The organism is Aquitalea sp. (genome assembly GCF_030150775.1).
Taxonomy (GTDB): domain Bacteria; phylum Pseudomonadota; class Gammaproteobacteria; order Burkholderiales; family Chromobacteriaceae; genus Aquitalea; species Aquitalea denitrificans.
This window is the reverse complement of the sequence record NZ_JASLFG010000034.1, coordinates 1-17,238: the sequence shown is the minus strand read 5'-3', so window position 1 is coordinate 17,238 and position 17,238 is coordinate 1. Positions and strand designations below refer to the sequence as shown.

The 17,238-nt window shown below is 58.6% G+C and carries 16 protein-coding genes; 6 read left to right on the top strand and 10 right to left on the bottom strand.

What is annotated here, in order from left to right; genetic code table 11:
• Nucleotides 1–85 precede the first annotated feature (85 nt).
• Nucleotides 86–1,549, top strand: coding sequence for an anthranilate synthase component I (trpE, locus tag QVF59_RS10980; protein WP_287879769.1), 1,464 nt, complete (start codon nt 86–88; stop codon nt 1,547–1,549).
• Nucleotides 1,550–1,572: 23 nt separating this feature from the next.
• Here trpE and QVF59_RS10975 read toward each other — a convergent pair whose 3' ends face one another.
• The gene (locus QVF59_RS10975) at nt 1,573–2,295 is read right to left on the bottom strand and encodes a hypothetical protein (RefSeq protein WP_287879767.1); all 723 of its coding nucleotides are present in this window, start codon (nt 2,293–2,295) and stop codon (nt 1,573–1,575) included.
• Between the two features lie 352 nt (nt 2,296–2,647).
• Here QVF59_RS10975 and QVF59_RS10970 point away from each other — a divergent pair, with 352 nt between their 5' ends.
• The 4 genes from QVF59_RS10970 to QVF59_RS10955 are packed head-to-tail and all read left to right on the top strand — an operon-like array spanning nt 2,648 to nt 7,163.
• Nucleotides 2,648–4,537, top strand: coding sequence for a lytic transglycosylase domain-containing protein (locus QVF59_RS10970; protein WP_287879766.1), 1,890 nt, complete (start codon nt 2,648–2,650; stop codon nt 4,535–4,537).
• A 26-nt stretch (nt 4,538–4,563) separates the two neighbouring features.
• On the top strand, nt 4,564–5,511 hold the full coding sequence (locus QVF59_RS10965) for a complex I NDUFA9 subunit family protein (RefSeq protein ID WP_287879764.1): 948 nt from the start codon (nt 4,564–4,566) through the stop codon (nt 5,509–5,511).
• The gene (locus QVF59_RS10960) at nt 5,511–6,743 is read left to right on the top strand and encodes a multifunctional CCA addition/repair protein (protein WP_287879761.1); all 1,233 of its coding nucleotides are present in this window, start codon (nt 5,511–5,513) and stop codon (nt 6,741–6,743) included. The genes QVF59_RS10965 and QVF59_RS10960 overlap by 1 nt, the downstream gene beginning before the upstream one ends.
• A gap of 45 nt (nt 6,744–6,788) precedes the next feature.
• Nucleotides 6,789–7,163 (top strand): lysozyme inhibitor LprI family protein, encoded by a 375-nt coding sequence (locus QVF59_RS10955; protein ID WP_159877944.1) that lies wholly within the window; start codon nt 6,789–6,791, stop codon nt 7,161–7,163.
• A gap of 27 nt (nt 7,164–7,190) precedes the next feature.
• On the opposite strand, the gene QVF59_RS10950 is transcribed toward QVF59_RS10955, so the two are convergent.
• From QVF59_RS10950 to QVF59_RS10910, 9 genes are all read right to left on the bottom strand, one after another.
• Nucleotides 7,191–7,892 (bottom strand): N-acetylmuramoyl-L-alanine amidase, encoded by a 702-nt coding sequence (locus QVF59_RS10950; RefSeq protein ID WP_287879759.1) that lies wholly within the window; start codon nt 7,890–7,892, stop codon nt 7,191–7,193.
• A complete protein-coding gene (locus QVF59_RS10945) occupies nt 7,886–8,689 on the bottom strand; it encodes a TrmH family RNA methyltransferase (protein WP_159877948.1) in 804 nt (267 codons plus the stop codon). Before QVF59_RS10945 ends, QVF59_RS10950 begins: the two co-directional genes overlap by 7 nt.
• A 3-nt stretch (nt 8,690–8,692) precedes the next feature.
• The gene (locus QVF59_RS10940) at nt 8,693–10,015 is read right to left on the bottom strand and encodes an HDOD domain-containing protein (RefSeq protein WP_159877950.1); all 1,323 of its coding nucleotides are present in this window, start codon (nt 10,013–10,015) and stop codon (nt 8,693–8,695) included.
• Nucleotides 10,002–10,748 (bottom strand): class I SAM-dependent methyltransferase, encoded by a 747-nt coding sequence (locus tag QVF59_RS10935; RefSeq protein WP_159877952.1) that lies wholly within the window; start codon nt 10,746–10,748, stop codon nt 10,002–10,004. Before QVF59_RS10935 ends, QVF59_RS10940 begins: the two co-directional genes overlap by 14 nt.
• 6 nt (nt 10,749–10,754) lie before the next feature.
• Nucleotides 10,755–11,657, bottom strand: a complete 903-nt coding sequence (gene motB / locus QVF59_RS10930; RefSeq protein ID WP_159877954.1) for a flagellar motor protein MotB — start codon at nt 11,655–11,657, stop codon at nt 10,755–10,757.
• Between the two features lie 18 nt (nt 11,658–11,675).
• The gene (gene motA / locus QVF59_RS10925; RefSeq protein ID WP_124643389.1) at nt 11,676–12,533 is read right to left on the bottom strand and encodes a flagellar motor stator protein MotA; all 858 of its coding nucleotides are present in this window, start codon (nt 12,531–12,533) and stop codon (nt 11,676–11,678) included.
• Nucleotides 12,534–12,852: 319 nt separating this feature from the next.
• Nucleotides 12,853–14,232, bottom strand: coding sequence for an aspartate aminotransferase family protein (locus QVF59_RS10920; RefSeq protein WP_159877958.1), 1,380 nt, complete (start codon nt 14,230–14,232; stop codon nt 12,853–12,855).
• Nucleotides 14,233–14,452: 220 nt separating this feature from the next.
• A complete protein-coding gene (locus QVF59_RS10915; RefSeq protein WP_159877960.1) occupies nt 14,453–15,784 on the bottom strand; it encodes a glutamine synthetase family protein in 1,332 nt (443 codons plus the stop codon).
• A 53-nt stretch (nt 15,785–15,837) separates the two neighbouring features.
• Nucleotides 15,838–16,593, bottom strand: a complete 756-nt coding sequence (locus QVF59_RS10910) for a gamma-glutamyl-gamma-aminobutyrate hydrolase family protein (protein WP_159877962.1) — start codon at nt 16,591–16,593, stop codon at nt 15,838–15,840.
• A gap of 466 nt (nt 16,594–17,059) precedes the next feature.
• On the opposite strand from QVF59_RS10910, the gene QVF59_RS10905 reads away from it, so the two are divergent.
• A partial coding sequence (locus tag QVF59_RS10905) for a helix-turn-helix domain-containing protein (RefSeq protein WP_287880143.1) occupies nt 17,060–17,238 on the top strand: 179 nt, incomplete at its 3' end.

Below are 17,238 nucleotides of genomic sequence, written 5' to 3'. Positions count from 1 at the left end.
CGCACCGGCCAGTTGGCGATGGCAACGCTAAGCCACATTCTGTCCAACCCTTTCGCTTTCAATCCGGTTTCAAGGTAGCGCACTCATGACGCATGAAGAATTCAACCAGCTGGCTGCGGCCGGCTACAACCGCATCCCGGTCACGCTGGAACTGTTTGCCGATCTCGACACACCGCTGTCGGTCTATCTCAAACTGGCCAACCAGCCCTACTCCTATCTGCTGGAATCGGTAGTCGGGGGTGAACGTTTTGGCCGTTACTCCTTCATCGGGCTGCCGGCCACCACACGCCTGCGTGTCAACGCACACAAAGTGCAGGTGGAGTATGGCGACAAGGTAATCGAACAGTACGAAGGCGATCCGCTGGCCTTTATCGAAACCTTCCAGCAACGCTTCTGCGCCCCCCCGGTAGCCGGACTACCGCGCTTTACTGGTGGCCTGGTGGGCTACTTCGGCTATGACACCATCCGCTACGTGGAAAAGCGCCTGGCCAACACCCGCAAGCCCGACCCTATCGGCACGCCCGACATTCTGCTGATGGTGTCCGAAGAGCTGGCCGTGGTAGACAATCTGTCCGGCAAGCTCTACCTGATCGTGTATGCCGACCCAGCCGTGCCGAATGCGCTGGCCAAGGCAGAAAGCCGGTTGGGCCAGTTGCGGGCACGACTGCGTGAGCCGATGGAGATTCCACTATCGCTGCCGTCGCAAATCAGCAAGGCCGTCTCCGAATACGGCCAGGAAGAGTTCAAGCAGGCCGTCCAGCAATGCAAGCGCTACATCGTCGATGGCGACATCATGCAAGTGGTGCTAGCCCAGCGCATGCAAATGCCCTATAGCGACTCACCACTTTCGCTGTACCGCGCCCTGCGCAGCCTGAACCCGTCACCGTATATGTTCTTCTACCATTTTGACGACTTCCACGTCGTGGGCTCCTCGCCGGAAATCCTGGTGCGCCGCGAACAGGAAACCGTTACCGTACGCCCGATTGCCGGCACCCGCGTGCGTGGCAAGAACCGCGAAGAAGACGAAGCACTGGCCGAAGAACTGCTGGCCGACCCCAAGGAAATTGCCGAACACGTCATGCTGATGGACCTTGGCCGCAATGACATCGGTCGGGTTGCCAACACCGGCAGCGTCAATATTACCGACAATATGGTAATCGAGCGTTACTCCCACGTGATGCACATCGTCTCCAGCGTAGAAGGCCACGTAAAGCCGGATGTTTCCAACATCGACATTCTCAAGGCCACCTTCCCCGCCGGTACGCTGTCTGGCGCACCCAAGGTGCGCGCCATGGAAATCATTGACGAGTTCGAACCCACCAAGCGTGGCGTTTACGGTGGTGCTGTCGGCTATCTCGGTTTCAATGGCGACATGGACCTGGCCATCGCCATTCGCACTGCCGTCATCAAGAACGACATGCTCTACGTGCAATCCGGTGCCGGCATCGTGGCCGACTCGGTGCCCGAATCCGAATGGCAGGAAACACAAAACAAGGCGCGCGCGGTCGTGCGGGCGGCAGAGCTGGCCCAGGCCGGACTGGATGCCTGATACTCCGTCAGCAAAAACCCCGCTCAGGCGGGGTTTTCTGCTTTTCGGGCAGTACGCAGGTCTCGTTGCCTGGCGTCCTGCTTCATCAGGAACAGCACCAGGAAAATCATGGGCAAGGAGGCAAACGGCCACCCCACCAGACGATGGATCAGGATATTGATGCCGGAAATCCAGGAGTCTCGCATCAGCATTATCCAGCAGACCGTCGACATCAGTGCTGCAATGAGTTTATTTACGCATACCAGCAGGATATCGCTGGTGTCGTAGTCCCCCTCCTCCACATCAAACTGGCTACCGGAAAACAGGCCGACCGCAAAATAGATGACGGAATCAAACATGACGTAGGTAATCAGGAGTCCACTGCGCCCTATCTGGAAAAACCAGGCTGCCATCAACAACACCTGAACAAGCAGCACCGGCCAGCCCATGCGCCAGCCCAGCAGCACACCGGCCAGGAAAACAAAATCCCCGCCAAGGTAAAAGCCGAGATTCAGGTAAAGATACATACCCGCCATCACCATCCACGACAACAGCAGCATCAGCAGGATGAGACAAAACGGATAGTACAAATCAGTGGCGACAAAAGCTGAGAAACCGGCTCCCCGCTGACGGGTAGAGAATGATCTCAACAGGATATTTCTCAGCAGAAACAGAATTACAAAATGCGCCAGGATATAGGGCATGCATTTCAATATGTAATTCAGATGGAATTGCACCATCACGAAAAGATCATTCAGGTTATACATCGCGCGCCTCCCGGTAAAAGTCATCAGTCACCGCTGCCTCCTGTAATAAAATTCCGCGCAGACCCCGATAGCACTGCCGGGCAGTATATGCAGACAGGATCAGCCGGGTTGCCGGCAAACAAGCGGTGCTCACCGCAAGACAACCCTATCAATCTAGCAAGCGGCCAGTAGCCGGATAATCAGATTTTTCCGGGATTCAATGGAACATAATGAGGGCTTTCAGGACCCGGACAGCCACCTCGCAAGCGCATGCAGGTATAATCAGCTGGTCGCTCCCCCACCCACGACTGTCACCCTGCCGCCTGCAACAGGCCGGGGCAGAGCATGGCCGACTTCAAGAGAATCTGTTTACATGACCCGTTTGTTCAGTACCATTCGAACCCTGACCCTGGCCCTAACTGTTGCAAGCAGCCTGCCCGCACTGGCAGGTAACAACGACGACCTCATCGCTGCGCGTGACGCCTACCGCAGCAACAATCTGAGCAAGTTGGCAGCCATTGCCGGCAGCATGCCCGCCAACTATGCGCTGCGTGACTACCCGTCCTACTGGCTGACCCTGAAAGCACTGGACAAGGACAACGACAGCCAGGTCATCGGCTTTCTCAACAGCGTGCGTGAAGGCTGGATGCCGGAGAAGATTCGCAACGAATGGCTGAAGAAGCTGGGCAAGCGCGAAGACTGGGGCAGTTTTACCGCCGAATGGAAAAAGCTGCCCGTAGAAGCGAGGGATGAGGAATCCATCTGCTATGGTCAGTTGCTGGATGTTCGCCAGGGCCGTAAACCGGATGACCTCAACCGTTTTCTGGAGATGCGTGCCACACCGGACGGCTGTAATCAGCTGATTACGGCAGCAGCAGCCCAGGGCTTGCTGACTCAGGACTGGCTGTGGCGGCGTGAACGCCTGCTGCTGGCCGGCAACTTCGTCTCCCAGGCACGCCAGCTGGCTGATGCCACCAATCTGCCACTGGACAATGCCGCTCTGAACAATCCGGCAGCGGCAAACGCCGGCAGCCCGGGCGGTCAGGAAGCGATTGTCTACGGTATTGTCAGCAAGGCAAAAAATGACATCAGTGGCGCAGCCAGCCGCCTGAGCACTGTGGAAGAATCGCTCAGCAAGGAGCGCAGCGGTTTTGCCTGGGGCCAGCTGGCCCTGCTGTCGGCCCGCAAGCAATCGATGTCCCAGGCGCTGCAATGGTATACAAAGTCCGACCCTCAGCAGCTGACAGGTGAACAGTGGGAATGGTGGGCCCGTGCCGCACTGCGCGGCGAGCAATGGGCGCTGCTGGAACAAGTCACCCGCAACATGCCGGCGGCAGTCGCCAGCAAGCCTGCCTGGCAATACTGGCGTGCCCGCAGCCTGAAGCAGCTGGGCCGGGGCAATGAAGCACCTGCCCTGTTTGCCCGCGCCAGCGTCGGCCACCACTACTACGCCCTGCTGTCGCTGGAAGAGCTGGGCAATGCCCTGTCCACGCCGGCCAGCAAGACAGGCCCAACCGCAGCAGACATCAGTGCCATGCGTGGCAATCCGGCTATCCAGCGCGCCTTGATGCTACTCGACATCAGCAATAGCGAAGGCCGGGGCGAACTGCGCAGCGATGCGCAGCGCGAATGGCGCTGGGCCATGCGTGGCCGCAATGACATGGAGCTGCTGGCCGCCGCCGAAATAGGCCGTCGTGAAGCCTTCTACGACATGGCCATCTACAGCGCCGAGCGCACCAAGGAAGACCATGATTATTCATTGCGCTATCTGACCCCCTACCGGGATGTCACCCAGCGCTACGCCCGCCAGTTGAATGTGGACGATGCCTGGGTCTATGGCCTGATACGTCAGGAAAGCCGCTTCATTACTGCGGCCCGCTCCGGTGTTGGAGCCTCCGGACTGATGCAGCTGATGCCGGCCACCGCCAAGTGGGTGGCCAAGAAAATGGGCCTGGGCAGTTATTCCGTCACCGATATCGAAACCAATGTCCAGCTGGGCACCTGGTATCTGCGCTATGTACGCGACAGCCTGTCCGGCAATGAGGTCATGGCAACCGCCGCCTACAATGCAGGCCCTGGCCGCGCCCGTGCCTGGCAGGATAGCCGCCCGCTGGATGGCACCATTTATGCCGAGACCATTCCATTTAGCGAAACGCGCGACTATGTTCAGAAAGTCATGGCCAATGCTGCCTACTATGCCAGCACCTTTGGACACGACAATATTTCACTGAAAACCCGCATGGGCACCATTCCGGCTCGTTAGACCGCTTGGCAGGACAGGAGAAAGCAATGCATGACCAACGCATTTGTCTGATTGGTGGCAGTGGCTTCATCGGTAGCTATATCGCCGAGCACCTGGCAAAACAGGAAGCCTCGCTCACCATTGCCACCCGCAACCGCGACCGTCACAAGGCATCGCTTATCGTACTGCCCAAGACCGAGCTGGTTTCCACCAATGTCCATCACCCGCTGGCACTGCAGGAGCTGCTGGCCGGACATGATGCTGTGGTCAGCATGGTCGGCATTCTGCATGGTGCCCGCAAGGACTTCGAGCGGGCGCATGTGGAGCTGCTGGACAAGATCATCAACAGTTGCCGCAAACAGGGCATCCGCCGTCTCGTGCACATCAGCGCGCTGGGAGCGGACCCGCACGGCCCCAGCGACTACCAGCAGACCAAGGGCATCGCCGAACAGCACTTGCGCGACAGCGGACTGGACTGGACCATCCTGCGCCCGTCGGTGGTGTTTGGGCGCGGCGACAGTTTTCTTACCCTGTTTGCCGGCTTGCTGGACAAACTGCCGCTGCTGCCGCTGGCCGGCGCTCACACCCGCTTTGCCCCGATATGGGCGGATGATCTGGCCCGTGCAGTCGTCGCCTGCCTGGGCCAGCCCCACACCGTTGGGCAAAGCCTGGACCTGACCGGACCACGCAGCTACAGCCTGGCCGAACTGGTGACTTATGTGGGGCGCCTGCGCGGCACAAAGCGCCCCATCGTCCCCCTGCCCTCCGGGCTGGCCATGTTGCAAGCCGGGCTGATGGAGTTATTACCAGGGCCCACGCTGATGAGCCGTGACAATGTGCGCTCGCTGAGCGTGGACAATGTCAGCCCGCACCCCTTCCCCAGCCAGCTGCTGGGCTTTGCACCCACACCGCTGGAAGTGGTGGCACCTCAATATCTGGGCCGGGATGAAGTCAATCTCATCCTGGCCGATTACCGCAGGGACGCAGCACGCTGATGCAGATTTACATTGTTGGTGGTGCCGTGCGTGACCGCTTGCTGGGCCTGCCGGTGAAAGACAGAGACTGGGTGGTGGTGGGAGCCAGCGTGCAGAGCATGCTGCAGCAGGGTTTCAAGCCGGTAGGCAAGGACTTTCCGGTTTTCCTGCATCCGCGCAGCCACGAAGAATACGCCTTGGCCCGTACCGAGCGCAAAACCGGCAAGGGCTATCACGGCTTTGCCTTTCATGCTGACGAAAGTGTGACGCTGGAACAGGACCTGGCCCGTCGTGATCTCACCATCAATGCCATTGCCCAGGATGATCAAGGCCGCCTGATCGACCCCTACAACGGCCAGCAAGACCTGCGCGCTGGCGTATTGCGCCATGTCAGCCCGTCCTTTGCCGAGGATCCGGTACGCATTCTGCGGCTGGCCCGCTTTGCTGCACGCTTCGGCTTCAGCGTTGCCCCCGAAACCATGCAGCTGATGCGCGACATGGTGGCTGCTGGCGAAGTTGACGCACTGGTGGCCGAACGCGTATGGCAGGAAATGGCCAAGGCACTGATGGAAGACAAGCCATCGCGTTTCTTTCTGGTACTACGCGAATGCACTGCCTTGCAGCGCATCCTGCCGGAGATCGACGCCCTGTTCGGCGTGCCGCAACGTGCCGACTACCATCCGGAAATCGACACCGGCGATCATGTGATGCGCGTCATCGACATGGCAGCCAGCATGCAACAGCCGTTACCAGTCCGCTTTGCCGCACTCACCCACGATCTGGGCAAGGCACTGACACCAGCAGTTGTGCTGCCGCGCCATATCGGCCATGAAGCCCGCGGCGAAAAACCATTGCTGGCACTGTGCAAACGCTTGCGGGTGCCGGCAGAATGCCGCGATCTGGCACGCATCACCGTGCTTAACCATACCAAGATCCACGGTACCGCCCAGATGAAACCGGCCACCATCCTGCGCCTGTTCCGCGACTGTGATGCGCTACGTCGCCCGGAGCGCTTTCGCCAGATGCTGTCAGCCGTTCTGGCCGATGCGCGTGGCCGGCTGCATTTTGAAGACTGTGCCTACCCGCAGGTGGCATGGATGGAGCAAATGCTGCAAGCAGCCATGCAGGTAGATGCCGGAGCCATTGCCAAAAGCTGCACCGACCCACGCCAGATCCCGGTTCAGGTAGATGTCGCTCGTACGGAAGCCATCCGCAACGTGCGTCAGCAGCTGCAAACACAGCAGGAATCATGATGCCAACGTGCTAGAATGCGCCGGCCCCACTCATGGAGAATCGTAATGAAAATCTGTCTGAGCCTGATTCTGCTGGCCCTGAGTACCAGCGCACTGGCCAACTCCGCCTGCGACAAACCGAAAAACGACTTTGACGGCCTGTACTGCCTGAACAAGGTATATAGCCAGGCAGACAAGGACCTGAACGAGAGCTATGGTGAACTGGCGAAAATGCTGGACGCCGATGGCAAGAAACTGCTTAAAAGCGGCCAGCTGGGCTGGATTCGTCAGCGCAATGCCGACTGCAGCTACAGCGACAACCGCGGCTTTTTTGTCAATCTGGACTGTGCCACCCGCACGACCATCGACCGCCTGCAGTTCATCAACGACCGCAAGCGCGAATGCAAAAGCGCTGGCTGCATGAACAGCAAGCTGCAATAAACCCGGCTTGCCACTACCCAGCTCACCTCAGGGTGGTGGCAGCTGGCCTGCTACCTGACAACGGGCGGCACCGGCGGCAATGGCACGCGCCAGCATTACCGTGACGGCGGGCCGTGCCAACCTTTGCTCTTCTGCCGCATTCACGATGACCCCGTGCTCAATCAGCACCGCGGGCTGGGTGGCGGTCTTCAGCACCACCAGATCGTCAAACCAGTAAATTCCCAGCGCAGCATCGGCCAGCGGGCGGTTTTCACCGGCAATCGGCTCGGCGTGATGCAGGGTGGGACGCTCACCGCTTTCCTGCAAGGACAAGGCAATCTGCCTGGCACAAGCCAGGCTGAGCTCAGCAAACGGATTTTTGCGGGAAACAAATAGTGAATAGCCATGGAAACGCCCTGCTTCCCCCAGGTATTGCGGCTGTACCGAGTCATGGTGCACCGACAGCAAGAGCTGGCGGCCTTGTGCCAGTCGGGTGCGCTCGCTTAATTGCGTAATATTGCCCTCAGCCCCGATCACGCTCACCTCCAGGCCACGCTCACGCAGCTGCTCTGCCAGCAGCAGGCCGGCACGGCGATTGAAACTGAACTCGGTCTGGCCGCTGGCGCTGCGCGCACCGGAGGCCTGCAGGGAATGACCGATATCCACCGCCACCGACTGTATCCCGGCTGCGCAAGCAGATAGCGCAAATACACCGGCCAGCCAGCCCAGTAGTAGCCGGCATCTCAGCATTGCGACTGCACCTCCAGCTGTCTCACCCGTTCGAACAGGCAGACAGTTGCCGCCATCGCCACGTTCAGCGATTCGGCATGCCCGGGCATGGGAATACGCACCCTGGCATCTGCCAAGGCCAGCAAACCCTGGCTAACACCCGCTCCTTCGTTACCGAATACCAGTGCCACCGGGCCGGTGAGATCCTGACTGTAAAGCGAGCTGCTGCCTTCCAGATAGGTCACCAGAGTGCGGCCAGCAAAAGCAGCCAATGCGGCTTGCAGATCCACCTGCTCGTGAATGTTCAGCACAAAATGAGCGCCCATGCCCGCACGCAGCACCTTGGGGGAGTAAACATCGACACAGCCCTTGGATAGCAATACATCGCGCACGCCGGAAGCAGCTGCACAACGCAGGATGGTGCCCAGATTGCCCGGGTCCTGGATGTCTTCCAGCACCACGCGTGCTGCATCCGGCGCGGGTGACGGTGGCTGGGGGCGTTCGCACAGTGCCAACAGCTCGGGTGGGGTAGCCAGAGCGCTTACCTTGGCCATGATGGCCTCTGGCAGCATGATGACGGTGACACCTGCCGGCAGCCTTGCCAGCAGGGCTTGCACTTCTGCCTGCTGGCTGGCTGCTTCATTCAGATACAGCCGGTGTGGCGGCTGCGCCGTTTCCAGACAGGCATCGGTCAGGTGAATCCCTTCCAGCACCATCAGGCCCTGCTTGCGCCGCTCGCGGCTGTTCTGCACCAGCCGTGCCAGTTGCTTGATTTCTTCGTTATGCGGTGAGCTTATGGTTTTAACGGTGTACAACATGCATCAATGGTGCGGCGTCAGCCTGGCCACCAGTTCCTTGAAACGGTGATAGCTCGTGTCGTCGATGGCCCGTCCGCTGCGGCCATTATCCACATAGAACACCCCGGCCAGACGATGGCCAAGATAAAGGCTCATGACAGCGAATTCGCTATCCCCGATATGTTCGAAAAAGTCATCCTCATACTTGCGTACCAGCTGATTGCGCACGGTTTCCGGTGCATGGAAGCTTTGTGCTTTGCTGGTGAGCAAGGCAAAGAAACTTCCCGGTTCCAGATCCAGCACCAGCTTGCGCAGTGCATGCCCCTCGGCCAGCCCTACCTGGTACTTCAGCCGCAGGCTATGACTGTCGTGGTCGTAGCGGTAGTACAGTACGCGCTCGTATTTCAAGTCATTGGACAGGTGGCGGATGGACTCGCGTATGCCTTGCTCCAGTTGATCCGGCGAAGCCAGGCTTGCGGCCTTCTTCATTTCCGGTCGCTTGTATTCGCCTTCGATAAACAGGATGGCTCTGGCCGGATAGGTATAGGCGGGTGCACGCGGCTGGCGCGCTACCGTAAGGCAAGCCTGCACCACCCCCAGATACACCTGCTGCGGGGTAGCACCTATCAATTTCGCTGCCACATCCAGTCCGACATTCCACGGTGCCCGCCACCAGCCCTGCTCCAGCGAATTGGCAGTGGCCATGGCCAGTTTCAGCAGCTGCTTGCGCTTGGAAGGCGCACCGCTGCCAAGCAAGGTAAGCAAACCGCCAGGCAAGGGAATGGCACGGACAAACTGCTCCAGCAGCTTGGAATAATCCGTACCGAAGTGATCGGAAACCTCCTGCAGCAAGGGCTTTTCCGGCAGCTGGTTACGATAGATCAGGTAGAGACAGGCCGGCAGATTGTAGATCAGCGCAGCGACAAAGCAGTCCTCCACCTTGTGCTCACCCGTGATGGACAGCCACTCCTTGATGATCAGCGCCGCCACCCGGCTGCGACCCAGCCAGTCTTCAACGGCCTCCGCCACCTCGGCATCCAGTTTGTCCGGCAGCGGCTGCATGGCTGTTAGCTTGCCAAAACGGCCAACTACCGCTTCCAGTCCCATCAGCATCAATGTCTGCTCGACCGAAGGAATGGACTCGTTGCGCTGCAAGGCACGCGAACCGCCCACCACGCGTAGCAGGTCGAACAGAAGCAAGGGATCAGACAAGCAGAGATTGGCCAGATCAGTAAAGCTGATCAGGTCGTTGTGACGCGCGCAGGCATCTCTCACCCCTTCCAGGGTGGCAGGGAGAATCGGCCAGCGTCGCTCGGAGATAGACTGAAACCAGTTAGCAAGATCCATGAGGGTGGCACCAGATCAGCAATTCTTTCTGCAGCGGACCGCCAAGCGGAATCCGGCTATCAGGTTGGACATCGGGAACCGTGAAGGTATTGCTTACCAGCACACTGGCCGGAGCACCTTCGGTCAGAAACTTGTGCCAGACACGTGGCATGGGTGCCGGCGACAGAAAAGCGTAGACAGCATCATGCTGACCCCAGTGCTCGTGCCAGAAACTGCGACAGCCAAACCGCACCCCTGCCGGACGACCAGCAAAATACCAGCGCAAGCAGGCCAGCAAGCAGCTGCCCCAGGCATTTTCCAGGGCAAGTATGTGCAAATCCGGGCGCAGTGCCGCCAGCTGGATAGCCAGCCGTCCATCACCGCAACCCGCCTCCAGCACCCGGGCACCCTGCGGCAGATAAGCCGCCAGCCTGTCGGCTACCTCGCGTCCGGAACGATACAGCGGCACCCGTTCTGTCAGCGCATTTCGTCCCATAGCAACAGTCAGTAGCAGGCCGAATAAATACACCCATGCCGGCACAGCCAGTTGCTGCAACAGCACGACCGCCGGCACAAACAGGCCATGGGAAATTTTTTGCCAGCCTGGCAGGCGCCATACATAAGTCAGCAATACGGCAAACAAGCCCTGCAGAATAGCCCAGGCCTGTGGCTGCGCCGCTGGTGCAATAAAGAACCAGGCCAGCAGCGCCGCCAGTAGCTGGAGCAGCAGATGTCGCAGCAGGGTCCCGCGCATACCTGCTTATTCAGCCTTGGCCGCAGTGTTTTCAGCCGGGCCGATAGGGCCGATCGGCTCCTGGCTGAGTACCGGCTTCACACCATCATTCTGGATTGCCTCCTCGGCATCCTTGTTCAGCACCACGATGGTGATACGGCGGTTTTCCGGGCTGAATACATTGCTCTTGATCAGCGGGTTGGCCGCAGCTACGCCAACCACACGCATCACCTTGTCATCCTGCAGGCCGCCGGCCACCAGCTCGCGCCGGGCTGTATTGGCTCGATCAGCCGACAGCTCCCAGTTGCTGTAACCGTTCTGCCCGTTTCCAAAAGGCGATGCATCGGTATGACCGGAAATGCTGATACGGTTGGGCAACTGATTAAGCTGCTGCGCCAGTTGCTGCAACAGCACCCGAGTGTGCGGCAACATGCGCGAGCTGCCTGAGTCGAACATGGGGCGGTTCTGCTCGTCAACAATCTGGATTTTCAGGCCTTCCGGTGTCATTTCCAGCTTCATCTGGTTCTTGTAATCCTTCAGAACCTGGCTTTGCTCCACACTGGACTGGATCTTTTGCTGCAGCTTGTCCAGAGCCTGCTTTTCCATCACCTTGCGCTCTTGTTCCTTGCTGCTCTTGTTGACCTGCCCTGCCTTTTTGGTAAGGTCGTTACCACCGCCCTTCACTACCGAGGTGGCATCGCCGGCACCATCACCACCAGACATCGCCACCTTCAGCGGTGTCTTGAAATACTCGGCAATACCGTTCAGCGTGCCCTGCGAGGCAGAACCCAGCAGCCACATCAGCAAGAAGAAAGCCATCATCGCCGTCACGAAGTCGGCATAGGCAATCTTCCAGGCACCACCATGGTGGCCGTGCCCGCCTTTCTTGATGCGTTTGACAATAATGGGGCGTTGCGATTCGTCAGCCATGTTCCAACCCTGCCTCGCTTATTTCTTGGCCTGCTTGACGTGGTCTTCCAGTTCCTTGAAGGAAGGACGATCCGTCGAAGTCAGCACCTTGCGACCAAACTCCACCGCAACTTGCGGCGCATAGCCATTCAGGCTGGCCAGCAGGGTAACCTTGATGGTCTGGAAGACACGGGTGCCATCACCCAGCTTGTGTTCCAGAATGGTAGCCAGCGGGGCCACAAAACCATAGGCCAGCAAAATACCCAGGAAAGTACCCACCAGGGCGTGGGCAATCAGCATGCCCAGCTCGGACGGCGGCGCGCCCACCGACTCCATGGTGTGTACCACCCCCATCACCGCCGCCACGATACCGAAGGCAGGCAAGCCATCGGCCAGGCCTTTTACCGCGCTGATCGGCACTTCACCCTCATGGTGATGGGTTTCGATTTCCACATCCATCAGGTTTTCAATTTCGAAGGCATTGAGATTGCCGCCCACCATCAGCCGCAGGTAGTCGCAGATGAACTCCACCACATGGTGATCGTGCAATACCGCCGGGTATTTGGAGAACACCGGACTGGACTCGGGGTTTTCCACATCGGCTTCCACCGACATCAAGCCTTCCTTGCGCACCTTGGACAGGATTTCAAACAACAAGGTGAACAGCTCCATGTAGAAGGCCTTGTTGTAGGGCGAGCCCTTGAATACCGTTGGCAAGGCCTTGATGGTGGCCTTCATCGGTGCGCCGCCATTGGCGACCACAAAGGCGCCAGCTGCCGCACCGGCAATCATGACCACTTCCAGCGGCTGCATCAGCGCCCCCAGATGGCCCCCTGCTGCGACAAAACCCCCCAGCACGCAGCCGAGGAGAAGAAGGTAGCCGATTCCGACAAACATTAGCTTGATCCTGTAATTGTGATTATCGCGACTCGATTGAACGTTACTGACATTCAGTCTCTGGCATCCCCGCCATGACTGTAACGGACATCAGGCATCAACGTCACATGCTTCCTTGCGGGCTCCGAACAAGCAGGAGCAACCCCCTGACAAGGCAATGACAGCCCGAATAATAGCATGGCATGCCGCCCTTGCAGCGGGCCCGCCTTTATCTTTTGTAGCTGCCAGGCCAGGCTGCAAGCAAGTCCGCCATTTGCCTGCCAGCATGAAAAACGGGCCACCCGCAGGGCAGCCCGTTCTACTTACAGCCATCAGCCCATCAAACCAGGCCGCGCTCTTTCAGTTGTTTCTCGAATTCCACCATGCACTTGGCCGCAGTTTCAAGCATCTGGTCGATTTCTTCCTTGCTGATCACCAGCGGCGGTGCGGACACGATATGGTCGCCGCAGGCACGCATGATCAGGTTGTTCTTGAAGAAGATATCGCGGCACATGGTGCCGATTTCGCCAAAGTTCGGGAACAGCTCACGGGTGGCTTTGTTCTTAACCAGGGTGAATGCCTGAATCAGGCCCACGCCACGCACATCGTCCACATGTTCAAACTGGCCGAACACTTCACGCCAGCGTTTTTGCATGTAGGGGCCGGTGTCGTTCTTCACACGGTCGACAATGCCTTCGTCACGCAGGGCCTTGACGTTGGCGTGCGCCACGGCAGCAGCTACCGGGTGACCGGAGTAGGTAAAGCCGTGATTGAAATCGCCGCCTTCGGCCAGGGTGGTGGCAACCTTTTCATTGACGAATACCGCGCCAATCGGCTGATAACCGGAGGACAGGCCCTTGGCGGTGGTGAAGATGTCCGGCTTGAAGCCGAATACCTGCTGACCAAACCATTCGCCAGTGCGACCAAAGCCACAGATGACTTCATCGGCCACCAGCAGGATGTCGTACTTCTGGCAGATACGCTGGATTTCCGGCCAGTAGGTGGACGGCGGCACAATCACGCCACCGGCGCCCTGAATCGGCTCGCCCACGAAGGCGGCCACCTTGTCGGCACCCACTTCCAGAATCTTGTCTTCCACCCACTTGGCGGCGGCCAGGCCGAACTCTTCCGGCGTCATGTCCTTGCCATGCTTGTACCACCACGGCTGTTCCACATGCACGATGCCCGGAATCGGCAGGTCGCCCTGCTCGTGCATGTAAGTCATGCCGCCCAGGCTGGCGCCACCGATGGTGGAGCCGTGATAACCGTTCCAGCGGCCGATCAGGGTTTTCTTGTCCTTCTTGCCCTTTACATCCCAGTAGCGACGCACCATGCGGATCATGGTGTCAACGGATTCGGAGCCGGAGTTGGTGTAGAACACCTGCTTGAACCCTTCCGGAGCCACTTCTGCCAGCAGGTGGGACAGTTCCACCACCGCCGGATGCGTGGTTTTGAAGAAGGTATTGTAGTAAGCCAGCTGCTCCATCTGCTGCTTGGCAACTTCCGGCAGATCCTTGCGGCCATAACCGATATTGACACACCACAGGCCGGCCATGCCGTCGAGAATCTTGTTCCCTTCGGAATCGTACAGATAAATGCCATCGGCCTTGGTAATGACACGCGCACCCTGCTGGTTCAGCGAGTTGGTGTCAGTAAACGGATGCAGATGGTGTGCTGCATCCAGTTCGCGCCATTCGGTCGTAGTACGTTGGTTCTGCATAAAAGCTTCCTCTCTACTATCTCTCCAGCCCTCGGGGGGCTTATTGTTGGGCTGGCCGGAATCGGCCAGCCTCAGGCTGCAACATTGATGTTTCCAGACAAAACCCGGCCAAGCCGGATCTCAGGATCAAGATGCCTGCTGCGACTGCCTATTTCATTGTTGGCCGGCATCCCGGCCAACAGCTGCCAGCACGCTGGCAGCACTCACCTGAAGCTTCTTCTTATACGTGCAGCAGCAGGAACTTGCGCTCCCACGGGCTGATGACGCGGAAGTATTCGGAGAATTCCTTCTCCTTCATGCCCAGGTACATCTTCACAAAGTGCGGGCCCATCACTTCCGGAATATCCGGGCAGGCGGCCAGACGCTTGAGCGACTCTTCAGCACCGTGCGGGAACTGGAAAGGCAGCTCGTAAGCATCGGTGGACATTGGCTCGCGCGGCTTGATCTTGTTGACGATGCCCAGATAGCCGCAGGCCAGGGTGGCAGCCATGGCAATGTACGGGTTCACGTCCACGCCAGGCACACGGTTTTCCACGCGACGGGCGGCCGGCGAAGAATGCGGTACACGCAGGCCGACGGTACGGTTGTCGTAGCCCCACTCCACATTGGTGGGTGCTGCGGTGTACGGGCTCAGACGACGGAAGGAGTTCACGTACGGCGCAAAGAACGGCATCACTTCCGGAATGTAGTGCTGCATGCCGCCAATGAAGTGGAAGAAGATATCGGACGGGCTGCCATCTTCATTGGTGAACACGTTCTTGCCGGTGTTCTTGTCGATCAGGCTCTGGTGCATGTGCATGGCGGAGCCGGGTTCGTTTTCCATCGGCTTGGCCATGAAAGTGGCGTACATATTGTGGCGGAATGCCGCTTCGCGCACGGTACGCTTGAACAGGAAGACCTGGTCGGCCAGATCCAGCGGGTTACCGTGCAGGAAGTTGATTTCCATCTGGGCGGTGCCGATTTCGTGAATCAGCGTGTCCACTTCCAGATTCTGCGCATGACAGTAGTCGTAGATGTCTTCGAACAGCGGGTCGAATTCGTTTACCGCGTCGATGGAGTAGGAACGACGGCCGAATTCGGCGCGACCGGTACGGCCGATCGGGGCGGACAGCGGAATGTCCGGATCCGGGTTCGGCGACATCAGGTAGAACTCCATTTCCGGTGCCAGCACCGGCTCGAAGCCCAGTTCGTCAAACAGGCCCAACACGCGCTTGAGCACGCTACGCGGTGCCACGTCCACCAGCGAGCCATCAGCGCGGTAGCAGTCGTAAATCAGCTGGGCGGTGGGGTCCGCAGCCCAGGGCACAAAACGCAGGGAGTTCGGATCGGGCGTCAGCACCATATCCGGGTCAGTCAGGTCCAGCATGCTGTCGTCCGGGTAGTCGCCGGTAACAGTCTGGATCAGTACCGCTTCCGGAAGACGCATTTCCGGGTCGGAGACGAATTTGTCCTTGGGAACAATCTTGCCGCGTGCCACGCCGGTCATGTCCGGTACGATGCACTCGACTTCCGTGATGCGATGTTCTCGCAGCCAATCATTGATTTGGTTCATGTTTTCCTCTACTTCCATAGTGGCCGGTAAACCGGCTCTGGATGACGTGCGTCTCAGCCCTGGCGGCTGGCACGGCGCGCGCGGCAAGCGTCACCGAACGCGTTGAAAATGGCCATGGACACCGGGTTTTCCCAGTATTTCCATTCCGGATGCCACTGCGCGCCATAGGCAAAGCCCTTGGCATCCTTGACCCGGTAAGCCTCCACCAGCCCATCATCCGCCACGCCTTCCGCAATCAGGCGGTCGGCCAAACGTTTGATACCTTGCTGGTGCAGCGAGTTCACCCTGACTTCGTCCTGCCCCAGCCAGCTTTTGAGCAAGCTGTCCGGTTGCAGGTGCAGGGCATGAGCCAGACCATACATCTCATCCAGATTCTGAGTATCCGGCTCGCGATGATCGCTAAAGCCTGCTTCTTCCTGTACGTGCTGGAAGAGTTCGCCGCCCAGTGCAACATTGATTTCCTGGAAACCGCGGCAAATACCCAGAAGCGGGATGCCTTCTTGCAGAAGAAGGTCGATGAGCGGCAGCGTGGTTGCATCACGCGCCGGATCATGAAGTGTTCCCTGGCGGCTGGCAGCACCGCCATAACGATGTGGCTCTACATTGGACAGCGAGCCAGGCAGCAGCACACCGTCCACAAACTTGAGATATTCGCGCAGCGGCGCAGCATCACCCAGCGACGGGATCAGCACCGGGATACCACCCACGCCACCTGCGGCAGCTGCAATGTATTTCTCGCCAACCGCGTGAAATGGCAGACCGCTTACCAGTTTCACATCACACGGAATGCCGATGATAGGTTGCTGCATAAGGACCTCGTTAACTCGATTGAGGAATTCGCTGCTGCGAACTCCGACAGTTGCAACTTCGCGGCATTCTGCACTGCCAATAAAGCAGGCTGCGACAGGACGGAAACAGCTCATGGCGTCATTCATACGACACATTGCACTTCCTGTTACCGCAGCTGACCAGCCAGACTTGAAACCATGTAAACGGTCGAGACAACTGATCAGATGAAAGTACGCCGTCGCTGTGCAGAATACCAGCACGAAACAGCATGCCACGGTTCTTGCAACAAGCCAAGGTTTGATCAAATATACTGTTGCGGATGTTTAAAAAAATCCACAGCACACTTGATTCCTGTGGTCGATTCTGGCTATAAACTCGAAAACTTGCAAAATAATTTGATTTTGCGACGCAACAACAGATGCGGGATACGATCAAAAACCCTATGATGGAACGTCTAAAATTATTAACATAGATGGAAACCGCCAGATGGATGTTGGAGCACGATTGAGAGTGGTCAGAGAGCGCGCCGGACTCTCGCAACGCGAACTTGCCAAACGGGCAGGCGTGACAAACGGCACGATCTCGCTGATCGAGCAGAATCGCGTCAGCCCATCGATCAGCTCCCTGAAGAAAGTGCTGGAGGGCATGCCCATGACCCTGGCCGA